28 protein-coding genes are annotated in these 25,020 nt (G+C 40.9%); all 28 read left to right on the top strand.

All coding sequences use genetic code 11. From position 1 onward, the window contains the following. The first annotated feature begins 22 nt into the window (after positions 1-22). The 28 genes from ffh (at position 23) to P5G49_RS08180 (ending at position 25,013) form a co-directional block, all read left to right on the top strand. Positions 23-1,378 (top strand): signal recognition particle protein, encoded by a 1,356-nt coding sequence (gene ffh / locus P5G49_RS08315; protein WP_301243028.1) that lies wholly within the window; start codon positions 23-25, stop codon positions 1,376-1,378. A gap of 112 nt (positions 1,379-1,490) precedes the next feature. After that, positions 1,491-1,763: a 30S ribosomal protein S16 gene (rpsP, locus tag P5G49_RS08310; protein WP_301243027.1), complete on the top strand. Its 273-nt coding sequence runs from the start codon at positions 1,491-1,493 to the stop codon at positions 1,761-1,763. A 14-nt stretch (positions 1,764-1,777) separates the two neighbouring features. After that, complete coding sequence (locus P5G49_RS08305; RefSeq protein WP_301243026.1) at positions 1,778-2,011, top strand: KH domain-containing protein; 234 nt, start codon at positions 1,778-1,780, stop codon at positions 2,009-2,011. A gap of 160 nt (positions 2,012-2,171) precedes the next feature. Further along, on the top strand, positions 2,172-2,687 hold the full coding sequence (gene rimM / locus P5G49_RS08300) for a ribosome maturation factor RimM (protein ID WP_301243025.1): 516 nt from the start codon (positions 2,172-2,174) through the stop codon (positions 2,685-2,687). Beyond that, entirely contained in the window at positions 2,687-3,424 is a 738-nt protein-coding gene (gene trmD, locus P5G49_RS08295; RefSeq protein ID WP_301243124.1) for a tRNA (guanosine(37)-N1)-methyltransferase TrmD, read from the top strand. The genes rimM and trmD overlap by 1 nt, the downstream gene beginning before the upstream one ends. Before the next feature lie 453 nt (positions 3,425-3,877). Next, entirely contained in the window at positions 3,878-4,222 is a 345-nt protein-coding gene (gene rplS, locus P5G49_RS08290) for a 50S ribosomal protein L19 (protein ID WP_301243024.1), read from the top strand. A gap of 134 nt (positions 4,223-4,356) precedes the next feature. Beyond that, on the top strand, positions 4,357-4,914 hold the full coding sequence (gene lepB / locus P5G49_RS08285) for a signal peptidase I (RefSeq protein ID WP_301243023.1): 558 nt from the start codon (positions 4,357-4,359) through the stop codon (positions 4,912-4,914). An 18-nt stretch (positions 4,915-4,932) separates the two neighbouring features. Further along, entirely contained in the window at positions 4,933-5,811 is an 879-nt protein-coding gene (gene ylqF, locus P5G49_RS08280) for a ribosome biogenesis GTPase YlqF (protein ID WP_301243022.1), read from the top strand. A 99-nt stretch (positions 5,812-5,910) separates the two neighbouring features. Further along, on the top strand, positions 5,911-6,690 hold the full coding sequence (locus P5G49_RS08275; protein WP_301243021.1) for a ribonuclease HII: 780 nt from the start codon (positions 5,911-5,913) through the stop codon (positions 6,688-6,690). Further along, positions 6,687-7,970: a hypothetical protein gene (locus tag P5G49_RS08270; RefSeq protein ID WP_301243020.1), complete on the top strand. Its 1,284-nt coding sequence runs from the start codon at positions 6,687-6,689 to the stop codon at positions 7,968-7,970. Before P5G49_RS08275 ends, P5G49_RS08270 begins: the two co-directional genes overlap by 4 nt. Further along, positions 7,967-8,263, top strand: a complete 297-nt coding sequence (locus P5G49_RS08265) for an EscU/YscU/HrcU family type III secretion system export apparatus switch protein (RefSeq protein ID WP_301243019.1) — start codon at positions 7,967-7,969, stop codon at positions 8,261-8,263. Before P5G49_RS08270 ends, P5G49_RS08265 begins: the two co-directional genes overlap by 4 nt. A 118-nt stretch (positions 8,264-8,381) precedes the next feature. Beyond that, complete coding sequence (sucC, locus tag P5G49_RS08260) at positions 8,382-9,542, top strand: ADP-forming succinate--CoA ligase subunit beta (RefSeq protein ID WP_301243018.1); 1,161 nt, start codon at positions 8,382-8,384, stop codon at positions 9,540-9,542. 18 nt (positions 9,543-9,560) lie between these two features. Further along, entirely contained in the window at positions 9,561-10,463 is a 903-nt protein-coding gene (sucD, locus tag P5G49_RS08255) for a succinate--CoA ligase subunit alpha (RefSeq protein WP_301243017.1), read from the top strand. A gap of 69 nt (positions 10,464-10,532) precedes the next feature. Beyond that, entirely contained in the window at positions 10,533-11,408 is an 876-nt protein-coding gene (gene dprA / locus P5G49_RS08250) for a DNA-processing protein DprA (protein WP_301243016.1), read from the top strand. A 182-nt stretch (positions 11,409-11,590) separates the two neighbouring features. Further along, a complete protein-coding gene (topA, locus tag P5G49_RS08245) occupies positions 11,591-13,666 on the top strand; it encodes a type I DNA topoisomerase (protein ID WP_301243015.1) in 2,076 nt (691 codons plus the stop codon). A gap of 367 nt (positions 13,667-14,033) precedes the next feature. Next, on the top strand, positions 14,034-14,921 hold the full coding sequence (gene xerC, locus P5G49_RS08240) for a tyrosine recombinase XerC (RefSeq protein ID WP_301243123.1): 888 nt from the start codon (positions 14,034-14,036) through the stop codon (positions 14,919-14,921). A 12-nt stretch (positions 14,922-14,933) separates the two neighbouring features. Then, positions 14,934-15,476 carry an ATP-dependent protease subunit HslV gene (hslV, locus tag P5G49_RS08235; protein WP_301243014.1) on the top strand — a complete coding sequence of 181 codons (543 nt, stop codon included), beginning with the start codon at positions 14,934-14,936 and terminating at the stop codon, positions 15,474-15,476. Further along, positions 15,473-16,876, top strand: coding sequence for an ATP-dependent protease ATPase subunit HslU (gene hslU, locus P5G49_RS08230; RefSeq protein WP_301243013.1), 1,404 nt, complete (start codon positions 15,473-15,475; stop codon positions 16,874-16,876). The genes hslV and hslU overlap by 4 nt, the downstream gene beginning before the upstream one ends. Before the next feature lie 80 nt (positions 16,877-16,956). Next, entirely contained in the window at positions 16,957-17,733 is a 777-nt protein-coding gene (gene codY, locus P5G49_RS08225) for a GTP-sensing pleiotropic transcriptional regulator CodY (protein ID WP_301243012.1), read from the top strand. A 304-nt stretch (positions 17,734-18,037) separates the two neighbouring features. Continuing rightward, entirely contained in the window at positions 18,038-18,427 is a 390-nt protein-coding gene (gene flgB / locus P5G49_RS08220) for a flagellar basal body rod protein FlgB (protein ID WP_301243011.1), read from the top strand. A 2-nt stretch (positions 18,428-18,429) separates the two neighbouring features. Next, entirely contained in the window at positions 18,430-18,888 is a 459-nt protein-coding gene (gene flgC / locus P5G49_RS08215; RefSeq protein ID WP_301243010.1) for a flagellar basal body rod protein FlgC, read from the top strand. Between the two features lie 18 nt (positions 18,889-18,906). After that, entirely contained in the window at positions 18,907-19,215 is a 309-nt protein-coding gene (gene fliE / locus P5G49_RS08210) for a flagellar hook-basal body complex protein FliE (protein ID WP_301243122.1), read from the top strand. A gap of 52 nt (positions 19,216-19,267) precedes the next feature. Continuing rightward, positions 19,268-20,848: a flagellar basal-body MS-ring/collar protein FliF gene (gene fliF / locus P5G49_RS08205; protein ID WP_301243009.1), complete on the top strand. Its 1,581-nt coding sequence runs from the start codon at positions 19,268-19,270 to the stop codon at positions 20,846-20,848. Positions 20,849-20,861: 13 nt separating this feature from the next. After that, positions 20,862-21,875 (top strand): flagellar motor switch protein FliG, encoded by a 1,014-nt coding sequence (gene fliG / locus P5G49_RS08200; RefSeq protein ID WP_301243008.1) that lies wholly within the window; start codon positions 20,862-20,864, stop codon positions 21,873-21,875. Then, positions 21,868-22,635 (top strand): flagellar assembly protein FliH, encoded by a 768-nt coding sequence (fliH, locus tag P5G49_RS08195; protein ID WP_301243007.1) that lies wholly within the window; start codon positions 21,868-21,870, stop codon positions 22,633-22,635. Before fliG ends, fliH begins: the two co-directional genes overlap by 8 nt. Then, a complete protein-coding gene (gene fliI, locus P5G49_RS08190) occupies positions 22,632-23,966 on the top strand; it encodes a flagellar protein export ATPase FliI (protein ID WP_301243121.1) in 1,335 nt (444 codons plus the stop codon). The genes fliH and fliI overlap by 4 nt, the downstream gene beginning before the upstream one ends. Continuing rightward, positions 23,963-24,418 carry a flagellar export protein FliJ gene (fliJ, locus tag P5G49_RS08185; RefSeq protein ID WP_301243006.1) on the top strand — a complete coding sequence of 152 codons (456 nt, stop codon included), beginning with the start codon at positions 23,963-23,965 and terminating at the stop codon, positions 24,416-24,418. Before fliI ends, fliJ begins: the two co-directional genes overlap by 4 nt. Position 24,419: 1 nt before the next feature. Further along, entirely contained in the window at positions 24,420-25,013 is a 594-nt protein-coding gene (locus P5G49_RS08180; protein WP_301243005.1) for a MotE family protein, read from the top strand. Positions 25,014-25,020: the final 7 nt, after the last annotated feature.

Raw genomic sequence — 25,020 nt, 5'->3', positions numbered from 1 at the left:
ACATGAGTAGGGGGCTCTATGCATGGCATTTGAAGGTTTGGCCCAGCGCCTGCAAGGGACGCTTCAGAAGATAAAGGGCAAAGGTAAAATCAGTGAGGCTGACGTCAAGGAAATGATGCGTGAAGTCCGATTTGCGCTAATTGAGGCCGACGTCAATTTGAAAGTCGTTAAAGAATTCGTGAAGACAGTAAGTGAGCGTGCAGTCGGTCAAGACGTCATGAAAAGCTTGACGCCCGGCCAACAAGTCGTAAAGATTGTAAAAGATGAATTGACGAATTTAATGGGAGGAGAACAAAATCCTATCCAATTCGCGAGGAAATCACCAACTGTCATTATGATGGTCGGTTTACAAGGGGCGGGTAAAACGACTACTACCGGAAAACTTGCGACAGTTCTTCGGAAACGCCATAATAAAAAACCGTTGCTTGTTGCTGCGGACATTTACCGTCCAGCCGCAATCCAACAACTCGAAACAATCGGCAAACAGCTGACTCTACCTGTATTTTCCTTAGGGACTGATGTATCACCGGTTGAAATCGTGCGCCAAGCGCTTGAGGAAGCCGGGAAGGAACATCATGATGTCGTCATCATCGATACGGCGGGTCGTCTACATGTCGATGAGAAACTGATGCAGGAACTGAAGGATATCCAGACTTTAAGCAAACCTGACGAAGTTTTTCTTGTCGTTGATGCAATGACGGGGCAAGACGCAGTCAATGTTGCTAAGTCTTTTGATGAATTATTAGGCATTACTGGCGTTGTTCTAACAAAATTGGACGGCGATACGCGCGGCGGTGCTGCATTGTCAATCCGTTCCGTTACCCAGAAACCGATTAAATTCGTCGGAATGGGAGAAAAAATGGACGCGCTTGAGCCTTTCCATCCGGAGCGTATGGCATCCCGGATCTTAGGAATGGGTGACGTCATGTCACTTATTGAAAAAGCACAAGAAAATGTTGATGAGGAGAAGGCGAAAGAACTTGAACAAAAGTTCCGTACACAAACCTTCACACTCGATGACTTTTTGGATCAGCTTCAACAAGTGAAAAAAATGGGTCCTCTTGACGAGATTCTTAAAATGATGCCCGGATTCAATAAAATCAAAGGTCTTGAAAACGCCCAGGTCGATGAAAGTCAGATGGGACGCGTAGAGGCAGTCATTCGTTCCATGACAATTGCGGAGAGAACAACTCCGGAAATCATCAATGCGAACAGAAAGAAAAGAATTGCAAAAGGATCAGGAACTTCCATCCAGGAAGTGAACCGCCTTCTGAAGCAATTTGAAGAGATGAAGAAAATGGTCAAACAGATGACCAACATGCAGCAAAAAGGCAAAAAGAAAATGAAAATGCCAGGATTCGACTCGTTTTTTAGGTGAAAAAGTTGATTTCCTGCATAAATTTAAGGTGTTAAGAAAAAACACTTTACAAACATGAAAAACCTTGATAATATACTATCTTGTGTGAAACTATTCGGAGGTGCAAGAAAAAATGTCAGTAAAAATTCGTCTTAAACGTATGGGAGCTAAGAAAACTCCTTTCTATCGTATTGTAGTAGCAGATTCACGTTCACCACGTGATGGTCGTCAAATCGAAACAGTTGGTACTTACAACCCGCTAACAAAACCTGCGGAAGTAAAAATCAACGAAGAATTGGCGCTTAAATGGCTTCAAAACGGTGCGAAACCATCTGATACAGTTCGTAACCTGTTCTCAGACCAAGGCATCCTGGAGAAATTCCATAACGCTAAATACGGTAAATAATCAGGAGGGTGGACATGAAGCAGCTGATTGAAACGATTGTCAAACCTTTAGTCGATCATCCCGGAGATGTGCATGTCGACAAAGATGAACAACATCATCGAGTCACTTACAAACTTTCCGTCAATCCCGAAGATATGGGAAAAGTGATCGGAAAGCAGGGGCGTGTTGCGAAAGCGATACGAACTATTGTTTATTCAGCAGCAGGCAGTCACCACGGTAAGAAAGTTTACCTTGATATCATTGACTGATTGAAAGCGAAAGCAAAAGATCAGACTAAACAACAGGCCACCCGGAACTTTTCCGAAACCTGTGAAAAAGGAGGGAGCTCAATGTTCCCTCCTTTTTTGTCTATTTATGAAACGTAAAAGATTACCATGTTCGGAATGAAAAAAAAGGAAGGTGTAATGCATGCAATGGTTCAATGTTGGAAAAATCGTCAACACACACGGAATACACGGTGAAGTCCGAGTCATCTCACGCACCGACTTCCCGGAAGAAAGATATGCTATCGGAAATGAACTTTCTTTATTCATGCCAAATGAAAAAAAGCCAATCAAGCTGATTGTTGAAAGTCATCGCCGCCATAAAAACTTTGATTTACTTTCCTTTGAAGGGCATATCAATATCAACGACGTAGAAAAATACAGGGACGGCATACTGAAAGTCTCAGAAAAACAGCTTGGCGATCTTGAGGAAGGGGAATTCTACTACCATGAGATCGTCGGCTGCACAGTTTATACTGATGCAGGCGAGGAGTTAGGTGAAGTGACGGAGATCATCGAAACAGGTGCAAATGATGTATGGACAGTCACACCTAAAACAGGAAAGCCACATTATATCCCTTATATCGACGATGTTGTTTTGGAAGTGGACATCGAGCAAAAACGAATCGTTATCGAACCAATGGAAGGTCTCCTTTCATGATGAAAATAGATGTCCTCTCTTTGTTTCCGGAAATGTTCGAAGGTGTACTCCATTCGTCCATCATGAAGAAAGCACAAGAGAACGAAGCAGTTTCTTTCAAAGTAACCGATTTCAGGGACTTCTCAGGCAATAAACACCATAAAGTTGACGATTACCCTTACGGTGGTGGAGCTGGAATGGTATTAAAGCCTGAACCCCTATTCGCGGCAGTCGAATCATTGGCACTCGACGCAACGAAAAAGCCGCGAGTCATCCTCATGTGCCCTCAAGGAGCTAAGTTCAATCAGCAAAAAGCCGAGGAACTCTCAAAGGAAGAACATCTCGTTTTCCTATGCGGACATTACGAAGGCTACGATGAGCGCATACGAGAACATCTTGTCACGGACGAAATATCAATCGGGGACTTTGTCCTAACCGGCGGAGAAATCGCCTCAATGGCAATCATCGACAGCGTAGTCCGGTTATTGCCAAATGTCTTAGGCAATACTGACTCCCCTGTCCATGACTCATTCTCTACAGGTCTCCTTGAGCATCCACAATACACTAGACCAGCAGATTTCAGAGGAATGAAAGTCCCGGATGTCCTCCTATCAGGAAATCATGCAGAAATCGAAAAATGGCGGCAAGAACAATCCCTCAAAAGAACGTTCGAACGTAGAAAAGATCTCTTGGCAGACGCACCATTGACTGAACATCAACAAAAGTACTTAAAACTCCTTACTGAAGAAGAAAATTAATTAAAGCGAATGCAAATACGCATAAAGACTATGAAAGACGCATAAAGGCCGCGAGAGACGCATAAACGCTACGAGAGACTCATAAAAGCTACGAGAAACGCATAAATCAGTTAAATCACGCATAAGCCGAGATTTATGCGTATCTGGGACGCTTTATGCGCATCTGCCGGACTTTATGCGTATCTGGGACGCTATATGCGTATCTGTCGTAATTTATGCGTATCTGGGACGCTTTATGCGTTTCTAATTCGATTTATGCGCATTTCAGTTAGACAAGGACTTTTCCGTTGATTGTAGCGGAATTCAACCGTTTTCCTACTTAATATTAAGCTTGCACATGCAATCCTAATATGTTATTATCTACTATGTACTTCTATGAGGAGTACATACTAACTGGTGTTCCGCTGCAAACGCAAGAAGTGCAAGAGCATCTGTGAATAAGGAGAGAAAATCATGCAAAACATTATTGCAGAAGTAACAAAAGACCAACTTCGTACTGATCTTCCTGATTTCCGTCCTGGGGACACTGTCCGCTTGCACGTGAAAATCGTTGAGGGCACGCGCGAGCGTATCCAACTTTTCGAAGGTGTCGTTATCAAGCGTCGTGGAGGCGGAATCAGTGAAACTTTCACAGTCCGTAAAATCTCCAACGGTGTTGGTGTTGAACGTACATTCCCTGTACACACACCAAAAATCGCTAAACTTGAAGTAACTCGTCGTGGTAAAGTACGCCGTGCGAAATTGTACTACCTTCGCAACCTTCGCGGAAAAGCTGCACGTATCAAAGAAATCCGATAATAGTAAAACGGCGGGGATCATGTCTCCATCGTTTCATGAAGCAAAAGGAGGCCAGAAAAATGGCCTCCTTTCTTTTTGCCCTAAATATAAATAGAATGTACAATAGGGATAGTAGCTTGGCGGGAGGCATTGGTATGAATGAAGTGAAGAAGAAAAATGAAACATGGGAATGGATTAAAGCCCTTTTAATCGCGTTCGGATTAGCAGCGATCATTCGGGTGTTTTTATTTACACCAATTGTAGTTGACGGTATTTCAATGATGCCGACACTTGAGCATGGAGATAAAATGATTGTAAACAAAATCGGTTATACACTTGGAAAACCAGACCGTTTCGATATCGTTGTCTTCCACGCCCCTGAAAAAAAAGATTATATTAAACGGGTTATCGGTCTACCTGGAGATAAGGTTGAATATCGGGATGATATTTTATATATCAATGATGTTCCATATGAAGAACCTTATCTTGATCAATACAAGACTGAAGTTACAGACGGCCCATTGACTGAGGATTTTACTCTTGAAGAAAAAATTGATAGTCCGACCGTACCGGATGGCCATGTTTTCGTCATGGGAGACAATCGGCGAAAGAGTAAAGATTCGAGACATATCGGTGCAGTTCCGATTGATGAAATCATCGGAAGTACGAAATTTGTGTTTTGGCCAATTGCCGATTTCGGAATGGTGGAATAAAGAAAGGGGATGAGCCCATTGACGATTCAATGGTTTCCCGGCCATATGGCCAAAGCAAGACGTGAAGTTACTGAACAACTAAAACTTGTCGATATTGTATTTGAACTGATAGACGCCAGATTACCCCTTTCATCAAGGAATCCGATGATTGACGAGGTCATTCAGCAAAAACCAAGATTATTGATATTGAATAAGATGGATCTTGCGGATGAAAAAGAAACTGATCGTTGGATTAAATTCTTTGAAGCCGAAGGAATCCGGGCTGTTGCCATCAATTCATTTGAGGGAAAAGGGTTGCAAACAGTGATAAAGGCGGCAAAGGAAATACTTGCGCCGAAGATCGAACGTTTGAAAAAAAGAGGTATTCGACCTGGAGCCATCCGGGCAATGATTGTCGGGATCCCGAATGTTGGTAAATCGACATTGATAAATCGCTTGGCGAAGAAAAACATTGCTAAAACGGGAAATAAGCCGGGTGTAACAAAAGCACAGCAATGGATCAAATTTGAAAAAGAGCTTGAATTATTAGATACCCCGGGAATCCTCTGGCCGAAATTTGAAGATCAGGCAGTTGGCTATAAACTTGCCTTGACCGGAGCCATTAAGGATACTGTTGTCAATATGGAAAACCTTGCTGTTTACGGCCTCCGTTTTTTAGAAGCGCATTATCCGGATCGACTTGAAAAGCGATATGGCATCAAAACTGTTGGCGAAGACATCCAAGAAGTGTTCAATACAATAGGTGAGTCCCGCAAAGCCTATACACAGGGCGGGGAGATTGATTATGACAAAGTAGCTGAATTGATAATCCAAGACATACGCAGCGAACTGTTGGGCAAGTTGACTTTCGATTTTACAGACGACATAGAGAGACCGGCCGAAAACATTACGGAGTAATTCCGTAATGATCGGCCTTTTTCTTTTAGGAGCAATAAACCCACTCTTATTTTAACCGATAAGAAAGATAATGCGACATACATATAGAAGGTGAAAATAATGAAAACGATAAAAGAAATATCAGAACGGTTGAAATCCACCGAACTACCTGAACGGTGGATGAAAGAGCTTGAATCCGATCAACGTGTCGGGGTGAAAAGGGAACTGGAACGTTGGTATCGAAACTTTGAGAAGAAACAACAGTTGAAAAAAATGCTTTTAGATAAAATAGCCTTTGATGGGAGCTATAAAATATCCGGTGAGGAATTGGTTGCGGGTGTCGATGAGGCTGGGAGAGGGCCATTAGCGGGCCCGGTCGTTTGTGCAGCTGTTATTTTGCCGGACAATGTAGACTGTCTTTTAGGCCTCGATGATTCAAAAAAGACAAGTAGGCAGGAGAGGAATCGTTTGGCTGGCCTGATTAAACAGGTTGCGGTCAGTTATTCCGTACATATACAATCTGCAGAACGGATAGATGCCGTGAATATTTATGCTGCAACGAGGGAATCGATGGAGACAGCAGTAAATAATCTATCTGTATATCCCTCTATTGTTTTAGCGGATGCGATGGCACTTAAAGTTAATTGCCGTGCTGAATCTATTATTAAAGGAGATGCACAAAGTCTTGCGATAGCCGCTGCTTCTATATTAGCTAAGACGACAAGGGATGACTTGATGGATGAGCTCGATGCTTGTTACCCAATGTATCAATTCAAAAAGAATGCAGGATACGGCACAGCTGAGCATGTTGAAGCTCTTCGCATTCATGGACCATGTAAGCACCACAGGAAAACTTTCGAGCCTGTAAAATCGATGTTGGAAGGTGTGATGGAGAGGTGAGTCATCCATCGATTCACGGATTGATGAACAATTTTCTTACCCCGAACTCAATTGGCCTATCACTACGCGAAGGACAAGTGTTTCAAGGGCGGATAAACCAAATTTTCAAAGGGCAGATGGCTGAAGTTCAAATTGGCGAACAGAAATTGATGGCGAGACTCGAAGTAGCGATGCAAACGGGGGATGCGTATTTCTTCAAAGTGAAGTCGATTGAGCCGGACGTACAATTAAAGATCATTACTGGTCCTATAACTGCAACGGAAACAAAGGAAAACCAAATGATGAAATTGATTGAAACCATGCAACTCCCAAAATCAGAGGAAATGCAAAGCCTTATAAACCATTTCATTAAGCATAAAATTCCTGTTTCCCGGGAAAATCTTATAAGTGCAGCACATCTTATGAAATCGGTGCCACCTACCATTCAGGAGGAAGCACTGAGCTCTGTTCAACGCCTTGTCGAATTGAAATTGCCGCTAACGGATCTGAACTTTAAAACATTCGTTGGAATAGAAACTAAAGAAGGGATGCATCGTGTTTTAGACTCGTTTAAAACGGCATTGGTGGATGACTTTAGCCTATCCGCGCATCATAAAGATAAAATTTTAGGGACATTAGATCAACTTGGACGAATTTCCAATTCTATAGTTGAACAAACGATAGATGGAAATGTAATGAAGGATGTTATGCAAAAACTATTCAATACGTTAGGTTTTAATTACGAAGCTGTATTAATACAGAATGAACCGGATATTAACAAGATAAAAGACATGTTAAAACCGCAGTTGATCGCATTGTTAAATGAATCAGCAATTTCTCCAGCATTAAGGGAAGCAAGTGAATTGGCAGTGGCCCGTTTGAATGGTTCACTTCTTCAATCTGTTGAATCAGGTATGAATCAACAGATAGTCATGCAGCTCCCTCTCGAATTGTTAGGTAAACGGATTGATGCGACAATGCAATGGAATGGAAGAATGAGAGAGGACGGAAAAATTGATCCGGAATATGCAAGAATCTTATTTTACCTGGATCTAAGTTCCATTAAGGAAACTGTTATTGATATGCAAGTTCAAAACAGGGTTGTATCAGTCACTGTTTTTAATGATGACGAAAAGTTAAAGCTTATTGGCGACATCTTCCAAGAAAGATTGAAGAGTGGACTTGAATCAGCTGACTATAAATTATCGGGTATCTCTTTTAAAAAACTTGAAAAAGAAGCAAAAAGAAATATATCGAATCAGTTGAAGTCGAATTTCCAAGGAGTTGACTTTCGGGTATGACGGGTAAGAAGCATATTAGAAAAGGAGCAATTGCACTGTCATATGATCCAGATGTCGTAGAGGCACCAAAAATCGTTGCCAAGGGTAATGGTCTTGTAGCTGAAAATATAATTGGTAAAGCAAAGGAACATGGAATTCCAATACAAGAAGACGAGACTTTGGTTGAATTATTAGGGCAATTGGATGTCAATGAAACGATTCCTGAACAGTTATATCAGGCTGTTGCTGAAGTGTTTGCATACATTTATCAGATTGATAGAGAGCATAATACGAAGAAAACTATCGGAAAATGACGAACTCTGTCAAAAAAATGTTAAATTGTGAAATACAACTGTGGACATTATTTTACATCTTGACTACAATAGATACGGCAGTAAATTATGAGCTACAAGTTCGAATGGAGGATGTAAGATGAATATCCATGAATATCAAGGTAAGCAGCTGCTTAGAGATTATGGCGTTGCTGTTTCAAACGGTCGGGTAGCATTTTCGCCCGATGAAGCTGTAAAAGCGGCGAAAGAGCTCGGCACTGATGTTATCGTAGTCAAAGCGCAAATTCATGCAGGCGGGCGTGGTAAAGCAGGCGGCGTTAAAATCGCTAAAAATCTTGACGAAGTGCGCGCGTATGCAAAGGAGCTTCTTGGTAAAACTCTTGTAACCCATCAAACAGGACCTGAGGGTAAAGAAGTTAAAAGACTTCTTATCGAAGAAGGGTCAGATATTAAAAAAGAATACTATATTGGCCTCGTAGTTGACCGCGCTACAGATCGCGTTACATTGATGGGATCTGAAGAAGGCGGAATGGATATCGAGGAAGTTGCTGAACAAACACCTGAAAAAATATTTAAAGAAATTATCGATCCTATTGTCGGTTTGACAGGCTTCCAAGCAAGACGTATGGCATTCAACATGAACATCCCTACAAAACTTGTTAATAAAGCAGCGAAATTCATGCTTGGACTTTATCAAGTATTTGTTGAAAAAGACGCTTCAATAGTAGAAATTAATCCACTTGTTGTTACAGGTGATGATGATGTTTTGGCATTGGATGCAAAATTCAACTTTGATGAAAATGCGTTATATCGTCATAAAGACATTGTCGAATTGCGCGATTTCGATGAAGAAGACCCGAAGGAAATCGAAGCATCTAAATACGACCTTAGCTATATCTCCCTAGACGGGAATATCGGCTGCATGGTTAACGGTGCTGGCCTTGCTATGGCTACGATGGATACAATCAATTACTACGGCGGTACACCTGCAAACTTCCTTGACGTTGGGGGCGGTGCAACTGCTGAAAAAGTTACTGAAGCATTCAAAATCATCCTTTCCGACGAAGCTGTTAAAGGTATCTTCGTTAACATTTTCGGTGGTATCATGAAATGTGATGTCATCGCAGAAGGCGTTATCGCAGCTGCGAAGGAAGTCGGACTTCAAGTACCATTAGTCGTACGTTTAGAAGGTACGAATGTTGACAAAGGTAAAGCTTTATTGAACGAATCCGGATTGAACATCATCGCTGCTGACACGATGGCAGACGGTGCACAAAAGATTGTTGAACTCGTAGGCTAAGAAAGGCAGGGACAAACGATGGCAATTTATATTAATAAAGATACAAAAGTGATTGTACAAGGTATCACAGGTTCTACAGCTCTTTTCCATACGAAGCAAATGCTTGAGTATGGCACGAAAATCGTCGGAGGAGTCACTCCAGGAAAAGGTGGAACGGAAGTTGAAGGTGTTCCTGTTTTCAACACTGTTGAAGAAGCAGTTAAAGCAACAGGTGCAAACGTATCCGTCATCTATGTTCCGGCTCCTTTTGCAGCGGATGCGATTCTTGAAGCTGTTGACGCAGAATTAGATATGACAATCTGTATTACTGAACATATTCCTGTTATCGATATGATCAAAGTGAAACGCTATATGGAAGGTAAGAAAACTCGCCTTGTTGGACCAAACTGCCCGGGCGTCATCACTGCTGATGAATGTAAGATTGGAATTATGCCTGGCTACATCCATACAAAAGGACATGTTGGTGTCGTTTCCCGTTCAGGGACTTTAACTTATGAAGCAACACACCAATTAAGCCAAGCTGGTATTGGTCAAACGACTGCTGTCGGCATTGGTGGAGACCCTGTAAACGGGACAAACTTCATCGATGTTCTTAAGGAGTTCAATGAGGACCCTGAAACATACGCGGTAGTCATGATTGGTGAAATCGGTGGTACTGCTGAGGAAGAGGCTGCAGAGTGGGTTAAGGCAAACATGACTAAACCTGTCGTAGGCTTCATCGGTGGACAAACTGCACCTCCAGGAAAGCGTATGGGCCACGCAGGCGCAATCATTTCCGGTGGTAAAGGTACTGCAGCCGAAAAGATCAAAGCAATGAATGCGGCAGGTATTGAAGTAGCAGACACACCTTCCGTAATCGGAGAGACATTGATCAAGGTTCTAAAAGAAAAAGGTTTATACGAACAGTGTAAAACTCATTAATTCAAAGTACGGCATGCGGTTGAAACTGCATGCTGTTCTTTTGCATATACAAATTTAAGGAGGAACTGTATGGAAATTACTGAAGTCGACAAAAGACTACTTGCATTGCATTATGTTTATCCTGTGCCTTATAATAAATTTCACACTATCCTGAGTTGTGATCCAGAACTCACCAATCTTTTTAATTATCATGCAACTGACCTTGCGAGACTGCTACAAATCCCCGAAATCAAAGCGGTCCGTTTGAAAGAACAGCTTAAACTCCATGAGAAAACCCCCTTTCATCTACTTTATCATCAAGAAAAAATCATACCGATACCAATTACAAATAAAAAATATCCACAGTCATTAAAATTGTTAGTCGACCCTCCGGCAGTGCTCTATTTAAAGGGAGTGACGAACATTTTAGAGGCACAATTGAAGGTTGCTATCATTGGCTCGCGTTTGGCAACAGATTACTCACTTAAAGCCCTTTCATTCATCGTACCTCCACTTGTGGAAAATGGGGCAGTCATCGTATCCGGACTTGCTAAAGGCGCTGACACAATGGCTCATAAAGCCGCAATTCAATATGGTGGAAAAACAATCGCAGTCTTAGGTCATGGATTATTTCATTTATATCCTCAGGCGAATAAGCAACTTGCAAGGGAAATAGCTGAAAATCATTTATTATTAACCGAATATCCACCCTATATGAAACCCGCCAAATGGACATTTCCGATGCGCAATCGGATCATCAGTGGTTTATCGGAATCCGTGATCATAACAGAATCTAATGAAAAAAGCGGAACGATGAGCACTGTGGATCATGCACTTGAACACGGGAAGGGGATTTACGCCGTTCCTGGGCCAATTACATCGTCTTTATCATTAGGGCCGAATAAATTGATTGTACAAGGCGCAAAACCCATCTGGAACGGCTTTCAAGTGTTTGAAATGAGTTAGCCAACTACATGTAAATTCCAATCATTGTGTTGAAAAGGTTGATTTTATATCAAATCTGTTATACATTTTGCATCAGATATTCTTTTGAGTCCGAATTCACCAGTTATGAGAATGGGCAAAGATAATCAACAATTAGTTTTGGTGAATATAAATAGGAAACCTCTATGAGGAGGAACAAGCAAATGGCAGATTACTTAGTAATTGTCGAGTCTCCAGCAAAGGCGAAGACAATTGAGCGTTATTTAGGAAAAAAGTATAAAGTACGTGCATCAATCGGTCATTTAAGGGATTTGCCACGAAGCCAGATGGGCGTGGACACCGAGAATAATTATGAACCGAAATATATTACAATACGAGGAAAAGGTCCTATCCTCCAAGAATTGAAAAAAGATGCAAAAAAATCGAAGAAAATATTCCTTGCGGCTGACCCCGACAGAGAGGGGGAAGCGATTGCTTGGCATTTGGCCCATCAATTAGGGATTGATATCGATTCGGATTGTCGTGTAGTTTTCAATGAAATTACGAAGGATGCTATTAAAGAGTCATTTAAAAACCCAAGACCGATAGATATGAATCGTGTTGACGCCCAACAAGCTAGAAGAATTCTGGACAGACTTGTAGGCTATAATATTAGCCCGATTCTTTGGAAGAAAGTTAAAAAAGGATTGTCGGCAGGAAGAGTCCAATCTGTGGCATTGCGTTTGATAATCGATCGGGAGAATGAGATAAAGGCTTTCGTTCCGGAAGAATATTGGAGCATTGTTGGAGAGTTTGATAAAAACGGAAAAAAATTCGAAGCTTCCTTTTATGGTGATGCTTCAAAAAAATTGAAGCTCGAAAATAAGGAACAGGTTGAAGAAATCCTTTCAAAGATGTCTGGCCTTGATTTTGAAGTCGTAAACCTTGTTAAGAAGGAAAGAAAAAGGAATCCGGCGCCTCCGTTTACAACATCCTCCCTTCAGCAGGAAGCGGCGCGCAAGTTGAATTTCAGAGCTAGGAAGACGATGATGCTCGCCCAGCAGTTGTACGAAGGTATCAATACAGGTAAAGAAGGCATAGTGGGTCTGATCACATATATGAGAACAGATTCTACACGCATTTCTGAAGGGGCTAAAAGTGAAGCTGCGTCTTTTATCGAAACAATGTACGGGAAAGAATACATCTCGACAACAAAGGCGAAGGCTAAAGAATCAGCTAATACCCAAGATGCGCATGAGGCAGTTAGACCGACATCGGTTATGAGGCCACCTGAGGCGATGAAAGCATTTTTATCACGTGATCAGCACAGATTATATAAATTGATTTGGGAGCGCTTTGTTGCTAGTCAGATGGCCCCAGCAGTTTTAGATACAGTTACTGCTGATTTGATGAATGGTGAAGTGAAATTCAGAGCTACTGGATCTGAAGTGAAATTCCCTGGGTTCATGAAAGTATATATCGAAGGGGACGACGATCAGCAAGAGGAAAAGGATCGCATTTTACCACCTCTCGAGAAGGGTGAGTTCGTAAAAGGGAAGGACATCGATCCGAAACAGCATTTCACGCAGCCGCCTCCAAGGTATTCTGAAGCTAGACTTGTTAAGACTCTTGAAGAGCTTGGAATAGGAAGACCATCGACTTTTGCTCCGACGCTTGATACCATACAAAAACGTGGCTATGTCACGTTGGACGCTAAACGTTTTGTGCCTACTGAGTTGGGTGAAATCGTTCATCAAGCTATGAATCAATACTTCCCGGATATCATAAACGTTGAGTTCACTGCAGAAATGGAAAAGAATCTCGACAATGTTGAAGAGGGCGAAGTGCAGTGGAAGCAGGTCATAGATGAGTTTTACAAGGAATTTGAAAAGCATCTTAAAGTGGCTGAAGATGAAATGGAAAAAATTGAAATCAAAGACGAACCTGCGGGTGAAGACTGTGAAAAATGTGGTTCACCTATGGTCTACAAAATGGGACGGTATGGTAAGTTCATGGCATGTTCAAACTTCCCGGATTGTAGAAATACAAAAGCGATCATCAAGCCGATAGGGGTCGCTTGTCCATCATGTAAAGAAGGGCAAGTTGTTGAGCGAAAGAGTAAGACGAAGAGGATATTCTATGGTTGCGACCGTTATCCGGAGTGTGAATATGTCTCTTGGGATAAACCAATCGCAAGGCCATGTCCTAAGTGTCAAAACACCTTAGTCGAAAAACGACTTAAAAAAGGTATTCAAATTCAATGTACAGAATGTGATTACAAAGAGGATGCGCAAGAATAAAATCAAGCGAATCACATCGAGTGATAATTAATGTCAAAGGGCTGCTGAATGTGGAAATAATTCACATTGCGCAGCTTTTTCCCTCTTACATATACTAAATTTGAACAAAGTGTGTCGAAAAAATGATATGATCAAGAGATGTCAGACTTCCTAAGACGATTCTGTTGCCGAAGTGGCGAAAGGGTTGTATAGTGAATCGTGGACGACTTTGCAATTTCTCGATTAGTCCTCCAATTCGATTAATTGGTTGTGTACGGTAAATATTTTAAAAAAATGAAGAATAACCACTATTCAAACATGTTCTAATTTTGTTATAATTAGTAGAGTGTTTCATTATGGGGGTGAGCACTTGACGCAAAGAGATGACATGTCTATTGTTCTTGACGAGTACATTTCCTATATTCAGTTAGAAAAGAATTATTCATCACTTACCGTATCAGAATACAGCAATGATATTCGGGAGTTTTTTTCTTTTTTGGTTGAGGAAGGAATTGCTGATTTGGATAAAGTCGAGTATTCCGAGGCAAGATTATATGTAACAAGGCTTTATGATCGTGGATTGTCTAGGATGTCAATCTCCCGGAAGATTTCATCAATACGCTCGTTTTATAAATTCGGAAATGCTCGATTCGGAATAAATGATAATGCATTTCGTTTGTTGAATCACCCAAAGAAGGAACAGCGGCTTCCGGCTTTTTTTTATGAAGAGGAATTGGAAGCACTTTTCGCATCATGCCAAGGTGAAGATCCGAAATCACTTCGCAATCTTGCTCTCCTTGAATTGCTTTATGCAACTGGAATACGGGTAAGTGAGTTGACGTTCATCAGCCTTCGCGATATTGATACTTCACTTGGAATCGTAAAGGTTATGGGTAAAGGTAGAAAGGAACGGTATGTACCTTTTGGAAGTTTTGCCCAGACAACATTGGAATCCTATTTAGAAAATAGTCGTCCTATATTGATGAAAAAGAAAAACCATCAATCCCTATTTGTTAATTTACGTGGTGATCCAATTACTGATAGTGGTGTTCGACATATATTGAACAGGATGATGGAGGACGCAGCGATTCATGGCAAGATTCATCCACATATGATTCGTCATTCTTTTGCAACACATTTACTCTCTAATGGGGCGGATATACGGACGGTTCAGGAGCTGCTTGGCCATAGTCATTTATCTTCGACACAAGTGTATACGCATATTACAAAAGAACACTTGCGGAAAGTTTATATGAAGACACATCCGCGAGCGTAGGAGGATGAGAAGATGGAATTTCATGCTACCACGATATTTGCTATAAGGCACAATGGTGTTTGTGCGATGTCGGGTGATGGGCAAGTGACGATGGGTGAATCCGTTGTCATGAAGAATACCGCGAAGAAGGTAAGAAGACTTTTCGGAGACAAAATCCTTGCAGGCTTCGCAGGCTCGGTTGCCGATGCATTTACCCTATTTGAACTTTTTGAAGGGAAATTAGGAGAATTCAATGGCAATCTTGAAAGGGCAGCTGTTGAAGTTGCGAAAGAATGGCGGGGAGACCGGATCCTTAGGAAATTGGAGGCGCTTCTCTTGGTCGCTGACAAGGATAGGCTTTTACTCGTTTCGGGTACAGGAGAAGTAATTGAACCTGATGACGGCATCCTTGCTATCGGTTCCGGTGGAAACTACGCATTGGCGGCAGGGCGTGCGTTAAAAAAGTATAGCGGCGATTCACTCAATGCAGAGGAGATTGCAAGGGCGGCGCTTGAAACTGCCGCTGAAATATGTGTCTACACAAATGATCGAATTATTGTGGAGGTACTAAAATGAACCAAAAAAAGGAAATGACACCACGCGAATTGACTGCATTCCTCGATCGTTATATAGTCGGGCAGGACGCAGCTAAAAAAGCTGTAGCGGTTGCAATGCGCAATCGGTATCGAAGAAGTCTATTGACGGATGAAGAGAAAAGTGAAATCATTCCGAAAAATATTTTGATGATTGGTCCGACCGGAGTAGGGAAGACTGAGATTGCAAGAAGGATTGCGAAGTTGGTAAATGCTCCTTTCATCAAAGTAGAAGCGACAAAATTTACGGAAGTCGGATATGTTGGTCGAGATGTTGAGTCAATGGTAAGAGATCTGACTGAAGCTGGTGTACGGATCGTCCGTGAAGAAATGCGTGAATCTGTGAAGGGGCAGGCCGAAAAGTTGGCAGAAGAACGGCTTGTCGAGTTGTTAGTTCCGGAACGGAAACGAAAAGGGAATATGCAAAATCCATTTGAAATGCTTTTCGGGCAAAAGGTTGTCGAAGAGGAAAACGATTCGCAAGAACAGGTCGAAATCAGTAGGAAACGCTCGGAAATTTCACGGCGGCTTGCTGCGGGTGAGTTGGAAGAGGAAATGATTACAGTTGAAGTCTCTTCTCAACAGCCTTCAATGTTTGATGCATTACAGGGTTCGGGAATGGAACAAATGGGGGCAAATATGCAAGATGCATTGTCCTCTCTAATGCCGAAAAAAATGACGAAACGTAAAATGAAGGTGAAGGATGCAAGGAAAATCCTTCAAGCTGAAGAAGCCGATAAACTGATTGATCATGATGATATAGCCAGAAAAGCTGTTGAGTTAGTTGAACAATCCGGCATTATCTTCATTGATGAAATGGATAAGATTGCAAGTCGAGGTAATGGTGGTGGGTCTTCTGCGGATGTTTCAAGGGAAGGTGTACAAAGAGATATCCTTCCAATAGTGGAGGGGTCAACGGTTACAACGAAATATGGTCCTGTTAAAACGGATTTTATCCTGTTTATCGCGGCAGGTGCTTTTCATATGTCTAAACCATCGGATATCATCCCTGAGCTTCAAGGCCGTTTCCCAATCCGCGTGGAGCTTGATAAACTGACAAAAGATGACTTTTTCAGGATATTGAAAGAACCGGATTTTTCACTGATTACACAATATCAAAGATTATTGGCGACGGAAAATGTCAATATTGAATTTACAGATGAGGCGATTGAACGAATTGCAGAAATCGCATTTGATGTGAATGACAATACGGAAAATATCGGAGCTCGCCGCTTGCATACGATTTTAGAGAAATTGCTTGAGGAATTATCCTATGAAGCCGCTGAAATTGGCCCTTCTACTATAAAAATTACGTTGGCATATGTCGATGAAAAGTTGAAAAACATCATAAAAAACAAAGATTTGTCACATTTTATCCTTTAATGGAGTCGTTTTACTTTATTTAACGATTAAAAAGCTTTAGAATATTCATAAATGCACGGAAACCTAAGGAGGAAATAGCAATGGCTTTACTAACAAAAACACGAAAAATTAATGCAATGTTACAAGAAACAGCAGGAAAACCTGTTAACTTTAAGGAAATGGCGGAAAAGTTAAGTTCAGTTATTGAATGTAACGCTTTTATCGTTAGCAGAAAAGGCAAATTACTTGGTCTTGAAATTCACCATCAAATTGAAAATGAACGTATGAAAAAAATGTTCGAAGACCGTAAATTCCCTGAGGAATATACAAAAAAACTTTTCGAAGTAAATGAGACATCATCGAATATTGACGTTTACAGCGATTATTCTGTATTTCCTGAAGAAGAACGCGAACTTTTCAAAGAAGGTTTAACTACAGTTGTTCCGATTATCGGTGGTGGAGAACGCCTTGGTACACTTATTCTTGCTCGTCTTCAACAAGAGTTTACTGAAGATGATTTAATTCTTGCGGAGTATGGTGCAACAGTCGTCGGAATGGAAATTCTTCGTGAAAGAGCAGAAGAAATCGAAGTGGAAGCTCGTAGTAAAGCCGTCGTTCAAATGGCAATTAACTCCCTTTCCTACAGTGAGCACGAAGCGATTGAACATATTTTCAACGAGCTAAATGGTAACGAAGGGCTACTTGTTGCTTCGAAAATTGCAGACAGAGTTGGAATTACGCGCTCAGTCATCGTAAACGCTTTGCGTAAACTTGAAAGTGCTGGCGTAATTGAATCACGTTCCCTTGGAATGAAAGGAACATATATCAAAGTCCTAAACAGCAAATTCCTTGAAGAACTTGAAAACCAAAAGAACTAATTACTCTTAATAACACTTCCGCGATGATTGCGGAAGTGTTATTTTTTATGTGAAAAATTATGGATGAAAAAAGAATGTGCGCAATTCAGATTTAAAGGTGGCCTTATAATAGTCCTATAAGTTAGTTTTTACCTATAACTAACGAATTAAAAGGGTTGTTTTGTACTATGCTATTTATATTAATATGATAGACAAAGTTCTCCAAAATCCGATACAATAAGACATATATATATAAATTTAAGTTTGATAGAAATAAACATATAAAACTAATTTATGTTAATTGAACATGAGGTGAATTATCGATATGAATATTTATGGATCTACCATCTCGCTTTTGGAACGTGGGTTGAATTTTTCATCTGCCAAAGGCAAGGTGATTGCTCAAAATATTGCGAATGTGGATACGCCGAATTATAAGGCGAAAAGTGTCAGCTTTAAAGAACTGCTTCATGAATCCAGTTCAAGCTCCCTTAGAGCATATAGAACTAATGAGTTACATCTTGACTTCACATCAAATGTTTCAACAAATGGGATTAAAAGCTTGGATTTTCGTTACAGGCATAATGGTAATGGAGTTGATATGGAAAAGGAACAAGCGGATCTCGCAGCAAACCAGATCTATTACAATGCACTTGTTGATCGATTAAATGGGAAATTTAATACATTGCAAAACGTAATCAAGGGAGGTCGATAAGTATGTCAATATTCCAAAGTTTGAATACTTCCGCCTCAGCACTGACCGCCCAACGTTTAAGGATGGACGTTATTTCCTCAAACATGGCAAATGTCGAAACGACACGGGGGAAAATGGTAAACGGTGAATGGCAGCCATATCGAAGAAAAACAGTAAGCTTCAAACCAATTGAAGGTCAGTTCTCATCAATGCTCAATGCAGCAATAGGTAATAATAAAAGTTCATCGGGCAACGGAGTGACCGTCTCTGAAATTAAGGAAGATATGGAAACTCCATTTAAACTTGTATTCGATCCGACACATCCGGATGCGAATGAAGACGGTTATGTTCAAATGCCTAATGTGGATCCCTTAAGAGAAATGATTGATCTCATGTCTGCAACAAGATCCTATGAAGCGAATATCACGGTGTTGAATGCCAATAAATCAATGCTAATGAAAGCCCTTGAGATAGGTAAATGATAAAGGGGGGGACTAATGATGCCAATTCAATCAATAGCTGGACTAAATAACACGGCAGGAATGCTGAAGATAAACCAAAGCATGAAGCCAACACCTTACGAGGCACAACAAAGTTTTGGTACGTATTTAAAAGATGCGATTCAAGAAGTGAATACCTTGCAAGGTAAATCTGACCAATTAACTCAAAAACTCATTATGGGTGAAAATGTTGATCTGCATAATGTAATGATTACCGCTCAAAAAGCGTCAATTGCATTAAATGCAACAATGGAAGTTCGAAACAAAGTAGTGGAAGCTTATCAGGAAATAATTCGGATGCCTGTGTAATTTGGCAAATAGTATGTTTACCTGAACCACGTAAGTAGACCGGGGGATTAGAATGAAAGAAAGATTGACTAAAATTGGAGCTGATTTAAAAAAGTTCTGGTTAAGTCGCACCAAACAACAAAAAACTACATATATCGGGTCGGCAGTGGTGATTGTTGCATTGGCCGCAGTCTTGACATTCTTCTTGTCAAAAACTGACTTTGTTCCGCTTTATAAAGATGTTTCCCGAGCGGAAATCGGACGCATTAAAGAGGAGTTAGATGCCCAAGGTGTTCCTAATCAAATCGCCCCTGGCGGTACGTCTATTTTAGTGCCTAAAGATCGTGTGGATGACTTACTTGTAACGTTAGCAGCGGAAGGGTACCCGAATTCAGGAACAATCGATTATTCATTTTTCTCCCAAAATGCTGGGTTTGGAACGACCGACAATGAATTCAATATGATTAAACTGGCAACGATGCAGACGGAATTGGCCAACTTGATAAAAGGTATACGTGGTGTCAAAGACGCGAAAGTAATGATTACTTTACCGACGCCAAGTGTTTTTATGAACGAATCTGTTCAAAATGCCAGTGCTGCAATTCTACTGAATACTGAACCCGGCCATCAATTTACTGAACCACAAATTAATGCTCTATATAACTTAGTATCAAAAAGCTTACCGAATTTATCTACAGACGATATTGTGATTATGAACCAATATTCCGAGTACTTTGATCTGAAATCTACAGCCCACTCTTCAGGCACTACAATTATAAATCAAATGGAATTGAAAAAAGATATTGAGCGTGATTTACAACGAAAAGTGCAAATGATGCTTGGTACGATGGTCGGTCAAGATAAAGTTATCGTCTCGGTTACAACTGATATTGACTTTAAACAAGAAAACAGACAGGAAAACCTTGTCGATCGGGTTGATGAGGACCTTGATAGTTTGGCAATCAGTGTGCAAAGAATAACAGAAACCTTCTCTGGCAATGGTGCAAATGCAGGAGGCACTTTAGAGGGCGAAGATCCTACTGATAATCGTACGGGATTTGTTGAGGGCAATACATCCAACGGTGATTACGACCGTATGGAAGAAACAATCAATAACGAAGTGAACAGAATTCGAAAAGATATCGTGGAAAGCCCTTATAAGATCCGGGATATAGGTATTCAAGTAATGGTAGAGCCCCCGGATGTTAACGATATCGAATCGTTAACTGCCGATGTGCAAACTGATATTAGATCGATTTTGGAGACCATAATCAGTACGTCTATTGATAAAAGCTATCTACCGACTGAAATACCAGATAGTTTCTGGGAAAATAAAATCGCGATATCGTCACATGTTTTTAACGGTAAAGTAGCCAATGTAACTCCAATCGAACAGATATCAATCCCATGGTGGGGCTATGGAATTGGTGCTTTTCTCCTCGTTGTAATCGTCGTTCTTGTCGTTGCTTTTATGCGAAAACGTAGAGAAAAGGATAGCCCGGCAGTCATCCAGGAAAAAGGAATTAGGGACGAAGAGATTAGACCTGAACATGAAACCGAAGCCACATTGCGGAAAAAGTCTCTTGAAAAAATGGCGAAAGAAAAGCCTGAGGAATTTGCAAAGTTATTAAGGTCATGGCTTACTGATGATTGATGGGGAGATGAATATGGTTAGGAAAGATAAAGAAATGACCGGTAAACAAAAAGCAGCACTCCTACTCATTTCGCTTGGTCCGGAAGTCTCGGCATCCGTCTATAAACATTTAACGGAAGAAGAGATTGAAATGTTGACTCTTGAAATTTCCGGTGTGAAAAAGGTGGATTCGACGGTAAAGGAAGAAATTATTGAAGAATTCAATAATATCGCACTTGCTCAAGATTATATATCGCAAGGCGGTATTGGGTACGCGAAGACAGTGTTAGAAAAGGCACTTGGTAAAGAGCACGCCCTATCAATCATCAATCGCCTAACTACGTCATTGCAGGTCAGACCGTTTGATTTTGCAAGGAAAGCTGATCCGGCACAAGTACTGAATTTCATTCAAAATGAACATCCACAGACGATAGCGTTGATACTTTCATATTTGGAAGCCGAGCAGGCTGGGATTATATTATCCTCCCTACCACAGGAAATGCAGGCGGATATCGCTAAAAGAATAGCGACAATGGATTCCACTTCTCCGGAAGTAATTAGTGAAATTGAAGCTGTACTTGAAAGGAAACTTTCATCTACAGTAACTCAGGATTTCACTGAAACCGGTGGGGTGGATGCTGTTGTTCAAGTACTTAATGGTGTTGACAGAGCGACAGAAAAAACAATAATGGACGCACTTGAAATCCAAGATCCGGAACTTGCTGAGGAAATCCGGAAAAGAATGTTTGTCTTTGAAGATATTGTCACATTGGATAATCGTTCTATTCAAAGAATTGTCCGTGAATGTGAAAATGCAGACCTTGTTTTGTCACTAAGAGTATCCAGCGAAGAGGTTAGAGAAGTTCTTTTCAAGAACATGTCTCAGCGTATGGCTGAATCTTTCAAAGATGAAATGGAGGTTATGGGACCAGTTCGCCTACGGGATGTAGAGGAAGCGCAAGCAAGGATTGTTTCTATTATCCGTAGATTGGAAGAGTCCGGTGAAATCATTATTGCCCGCGGTGGAGGGGATGATATCATTGTCTAATATTTACCGTTCCATAAAAATGATTCCCAAAGAGGACGTAAAGGAAATCACAATCCGGAATTTGAATCTACCGCCGACTGACGAAATTGGCCATGAACTCACACAGGAAGCTCTCATTTTGGAACGCGATAGGATGCTAACTAACGCACGGACGGAAATTGAAACAGAAAAGTCCAAGTTGGAACGAATGAGACAAACGGCTCTGGAAGATATCTCTGCTATGCATGCAACGTGGGAAGAGGAAAAAACCAGATTGCAACAACAAGCCTATGAAGAAGGCTTTCAGATAGGCTATGAGGAAGGAAGAAGCAAAGCTTTGTCCGATATGAGCGACTCCGTAAACATTGCAAATGAGGTTACTGTTAAATCACATGATAACTCAAAGAAGTACTTGGAGAACCAGGAAAGAGTAATCCTCGAAATTGCGATGAAAACGGCCGAGCGGATTTTAGGGACAACTCTTGAAGATGATAAGAAGAAGTTTTTATCGATTGTGAAGAAAGGCTTAAAAGAGGCAAGAGAGATGAAAGAAGTTAAATTGTATGTACCAACGACTCACTTTGACTTCATCTCCTCTAACCGTTCTGAGTTAATGGCCATCTTCCCTCCAGAGGTTCCTTTCCTCATATTTGCAAATGACGATTTTGATGAGAACGACTGTATCATCGAAACAAATCAGGGACGGATCGTTGTCAGTGTCGATGAGCAATTGAGCATGCTGAAAGAACAACTCTTTGACTTAATGGAAAGTGGTGACTGACGTTGAAAAAGGCTACAGAGTTAGTTAACGTCATTCCAAAACTAAATCCTTATAGGAAATTCGGCCGTGTTGTCCAAGTAATCGGATTAATGATAGAATCCCAAGGTCCTGAAAGCTCGATCGGAGATGTATGCCGAATTCATTTGAAGAATGGGCGGAATGATAACTCCGTCGTTTTAGCAGAAGTTGTCGGCTTTCGCGAAGAGATTGTCATCCTAATGCCATATACCAATATTATGGATATTTCAAGTGGGTGTTTAGTGGAATGTACAGGAAAACCACTTGAAGTAAAAGTAGGTATGAATCTAATCGGAAAAGTACTTGATGCGATGGGAAATCCTATTGATAACAGCGCATTGCCAAAAGGTCTATCGACAATCAGAACTGAACAAGATCCTCCCAATGTCATGACCCGAAAACCAATCGCTGAGAAGTTAGCTGTAGGTGTCAAAGCGATAGATGGTATGTTAACAGTCGGAAATGGGCAAAGAGTAGGTATTTTTGCGGGTTCAGGTGTCGGTAAAAGTACTTTATTAGGTATGATTGCGAGGAATACGACTGCAGATTTAAACGTTATTGCATTAATCGGGGAAAGGGGCCGGGAAGTACTTGAGTTCATCGAGAGAGACCTTGGTCCTGAAGGACTAAGTCGAACAATTGTTGTGGCAGCCACTTCCGATCAACCTGCCCTAATGCGTATTAAAGGTGCCTTCACAGCTACGGCCATAGCAGAGTACTTCCGTAATAAAGGGATGAACGTCATGCTAATGATGGACTCAGTCACGCGTGTTGCGATGGCGCAAAGGGAAATTGGGTTAGCAGTAGGAGAACCACCGGCAACCCGCGGATATACGCCGTCCGTTTTCTCTATCCTTCCTAAATTACTTGAACGTACAGGAACAAATGAAGTTGGGGCAATTACCGCCTTTTATACTGTTCTCGTAGATGGAGACGATATGAACGAACCAATCGCAGATGCGGTAAGAGGTATACTGGACGGTCATATTGTGCTTGATAGAACACTTGCCAATAAAGGTCAATACCCTGCAATCAATGTGTTGAAAAGCGTAAGCCGGCTAATGAATCATATTGCAAGTCAAGAACATGTCAAAGCAGCAGAAAAACTTCGTGAACTTTATTACACATATAGCAAATCTGAAGACTTGATTAATATTGGGGCATATAAGCGCGGTACATCAAAAGAAATCGATGAAGCAATTGAGTTCGAGCCATATATTACGAAGTTTTTAAAGCAAAGTTATAACGATAATGTAAGTATGGAAGATAGTATCGAGGAATTGATATCCCTTGCTCTTAGAGGTGGCAAATGATGAAACCTTATTTATACAGATTTGAAAAAGTGTTGACCTATCGTGAGCAGGAAAAAGTAGAAACAGAAACTGAGTATAAAAAAGCTGTAGCCTCTTTCGAAATGGTTGCAACAGAGTTATACGATTTATTGAAAATGAAAGAAGAACTTGAGTCCGATAATCAAAAGAAGATGGAACAAGGATTTCACATCAATGAAATTCACACGTATACACGTTACTTGGAAAGTCTTGAAAAGCGAATTGCGATTCAGCAACAATCCGTTATAAAAGCACGGACAAAAATGAATTGGTTCGAAGAAAAATTACTCGAAAAGACTATTGAAGTAAAGAAGTTTGAAAAGATGAAGGGAAAAGATCGAGAACATTATCGAATTGAAATGGAACTGTCAGAAGGACGATTCTTAGATGAGTTAACGACAGCAAAGTTCCATCGAAGAAAAACAGGGTGGTAATGTGGTAAAAAAACACGAAGTACATGAGTCGAAGGTGAAAAAAAAGAAAGGCGGCGGCCTTTTGCAGGGAATTCTGCTCTGGACACTAATCCCATTGCTATTCACGACAATGGTGCTTCTGATCATAGCATACGTCGCAGATATCAATGTATTTGATGACGTATGGAATCCTTCACTTCCTATATTTAATGAAATACTACAGGATGATGAAGTTAAGGATGATTTTCTATTTGAGGAACGTGTAGTCTCCTTACAAGCAGAAATTCAGGAAAAAGAAGCCCAGTTAGTTAAACTCCAAAATGAATTATCGAAAGTTAAAGACGAAAAGAATGTACTTATTGCCGACCAAAAGGCTCTATTAGCTGAAATTGAAGAGTTGAAGATCGCTAAAGATGATCATAAACGCGATTTGAAAGAAATTATTTCTACTTTTGAAAAGATGTCAGCAAAATCGGTTGCCCCAATCATTTCTAAAATGAGTGATGAGGAAGCTATAGAAATCCTTTCAAGTCTAAAGCCGGATGTGTTGGCACCGATTATGGAAAAACTTTCAGCTGAAGATGCTGCGAAATATGCAAGTCTCTTAACAAAATGAGAGCCTT

Source organism: Sporosarcina highlanderae (assembly GCF_030433715.1).
GTDB lineage: Bacteria > Bacillota > Bacilli > Bacillales_A > Planococcaceae > Sporosarcina > Sporosarcina highlanderae.
The sequence above is the reverse complement of the archived record's forward strand: the minus strand, read 5'-3'. Positions and strand labels throughout refer to the sequence as shown.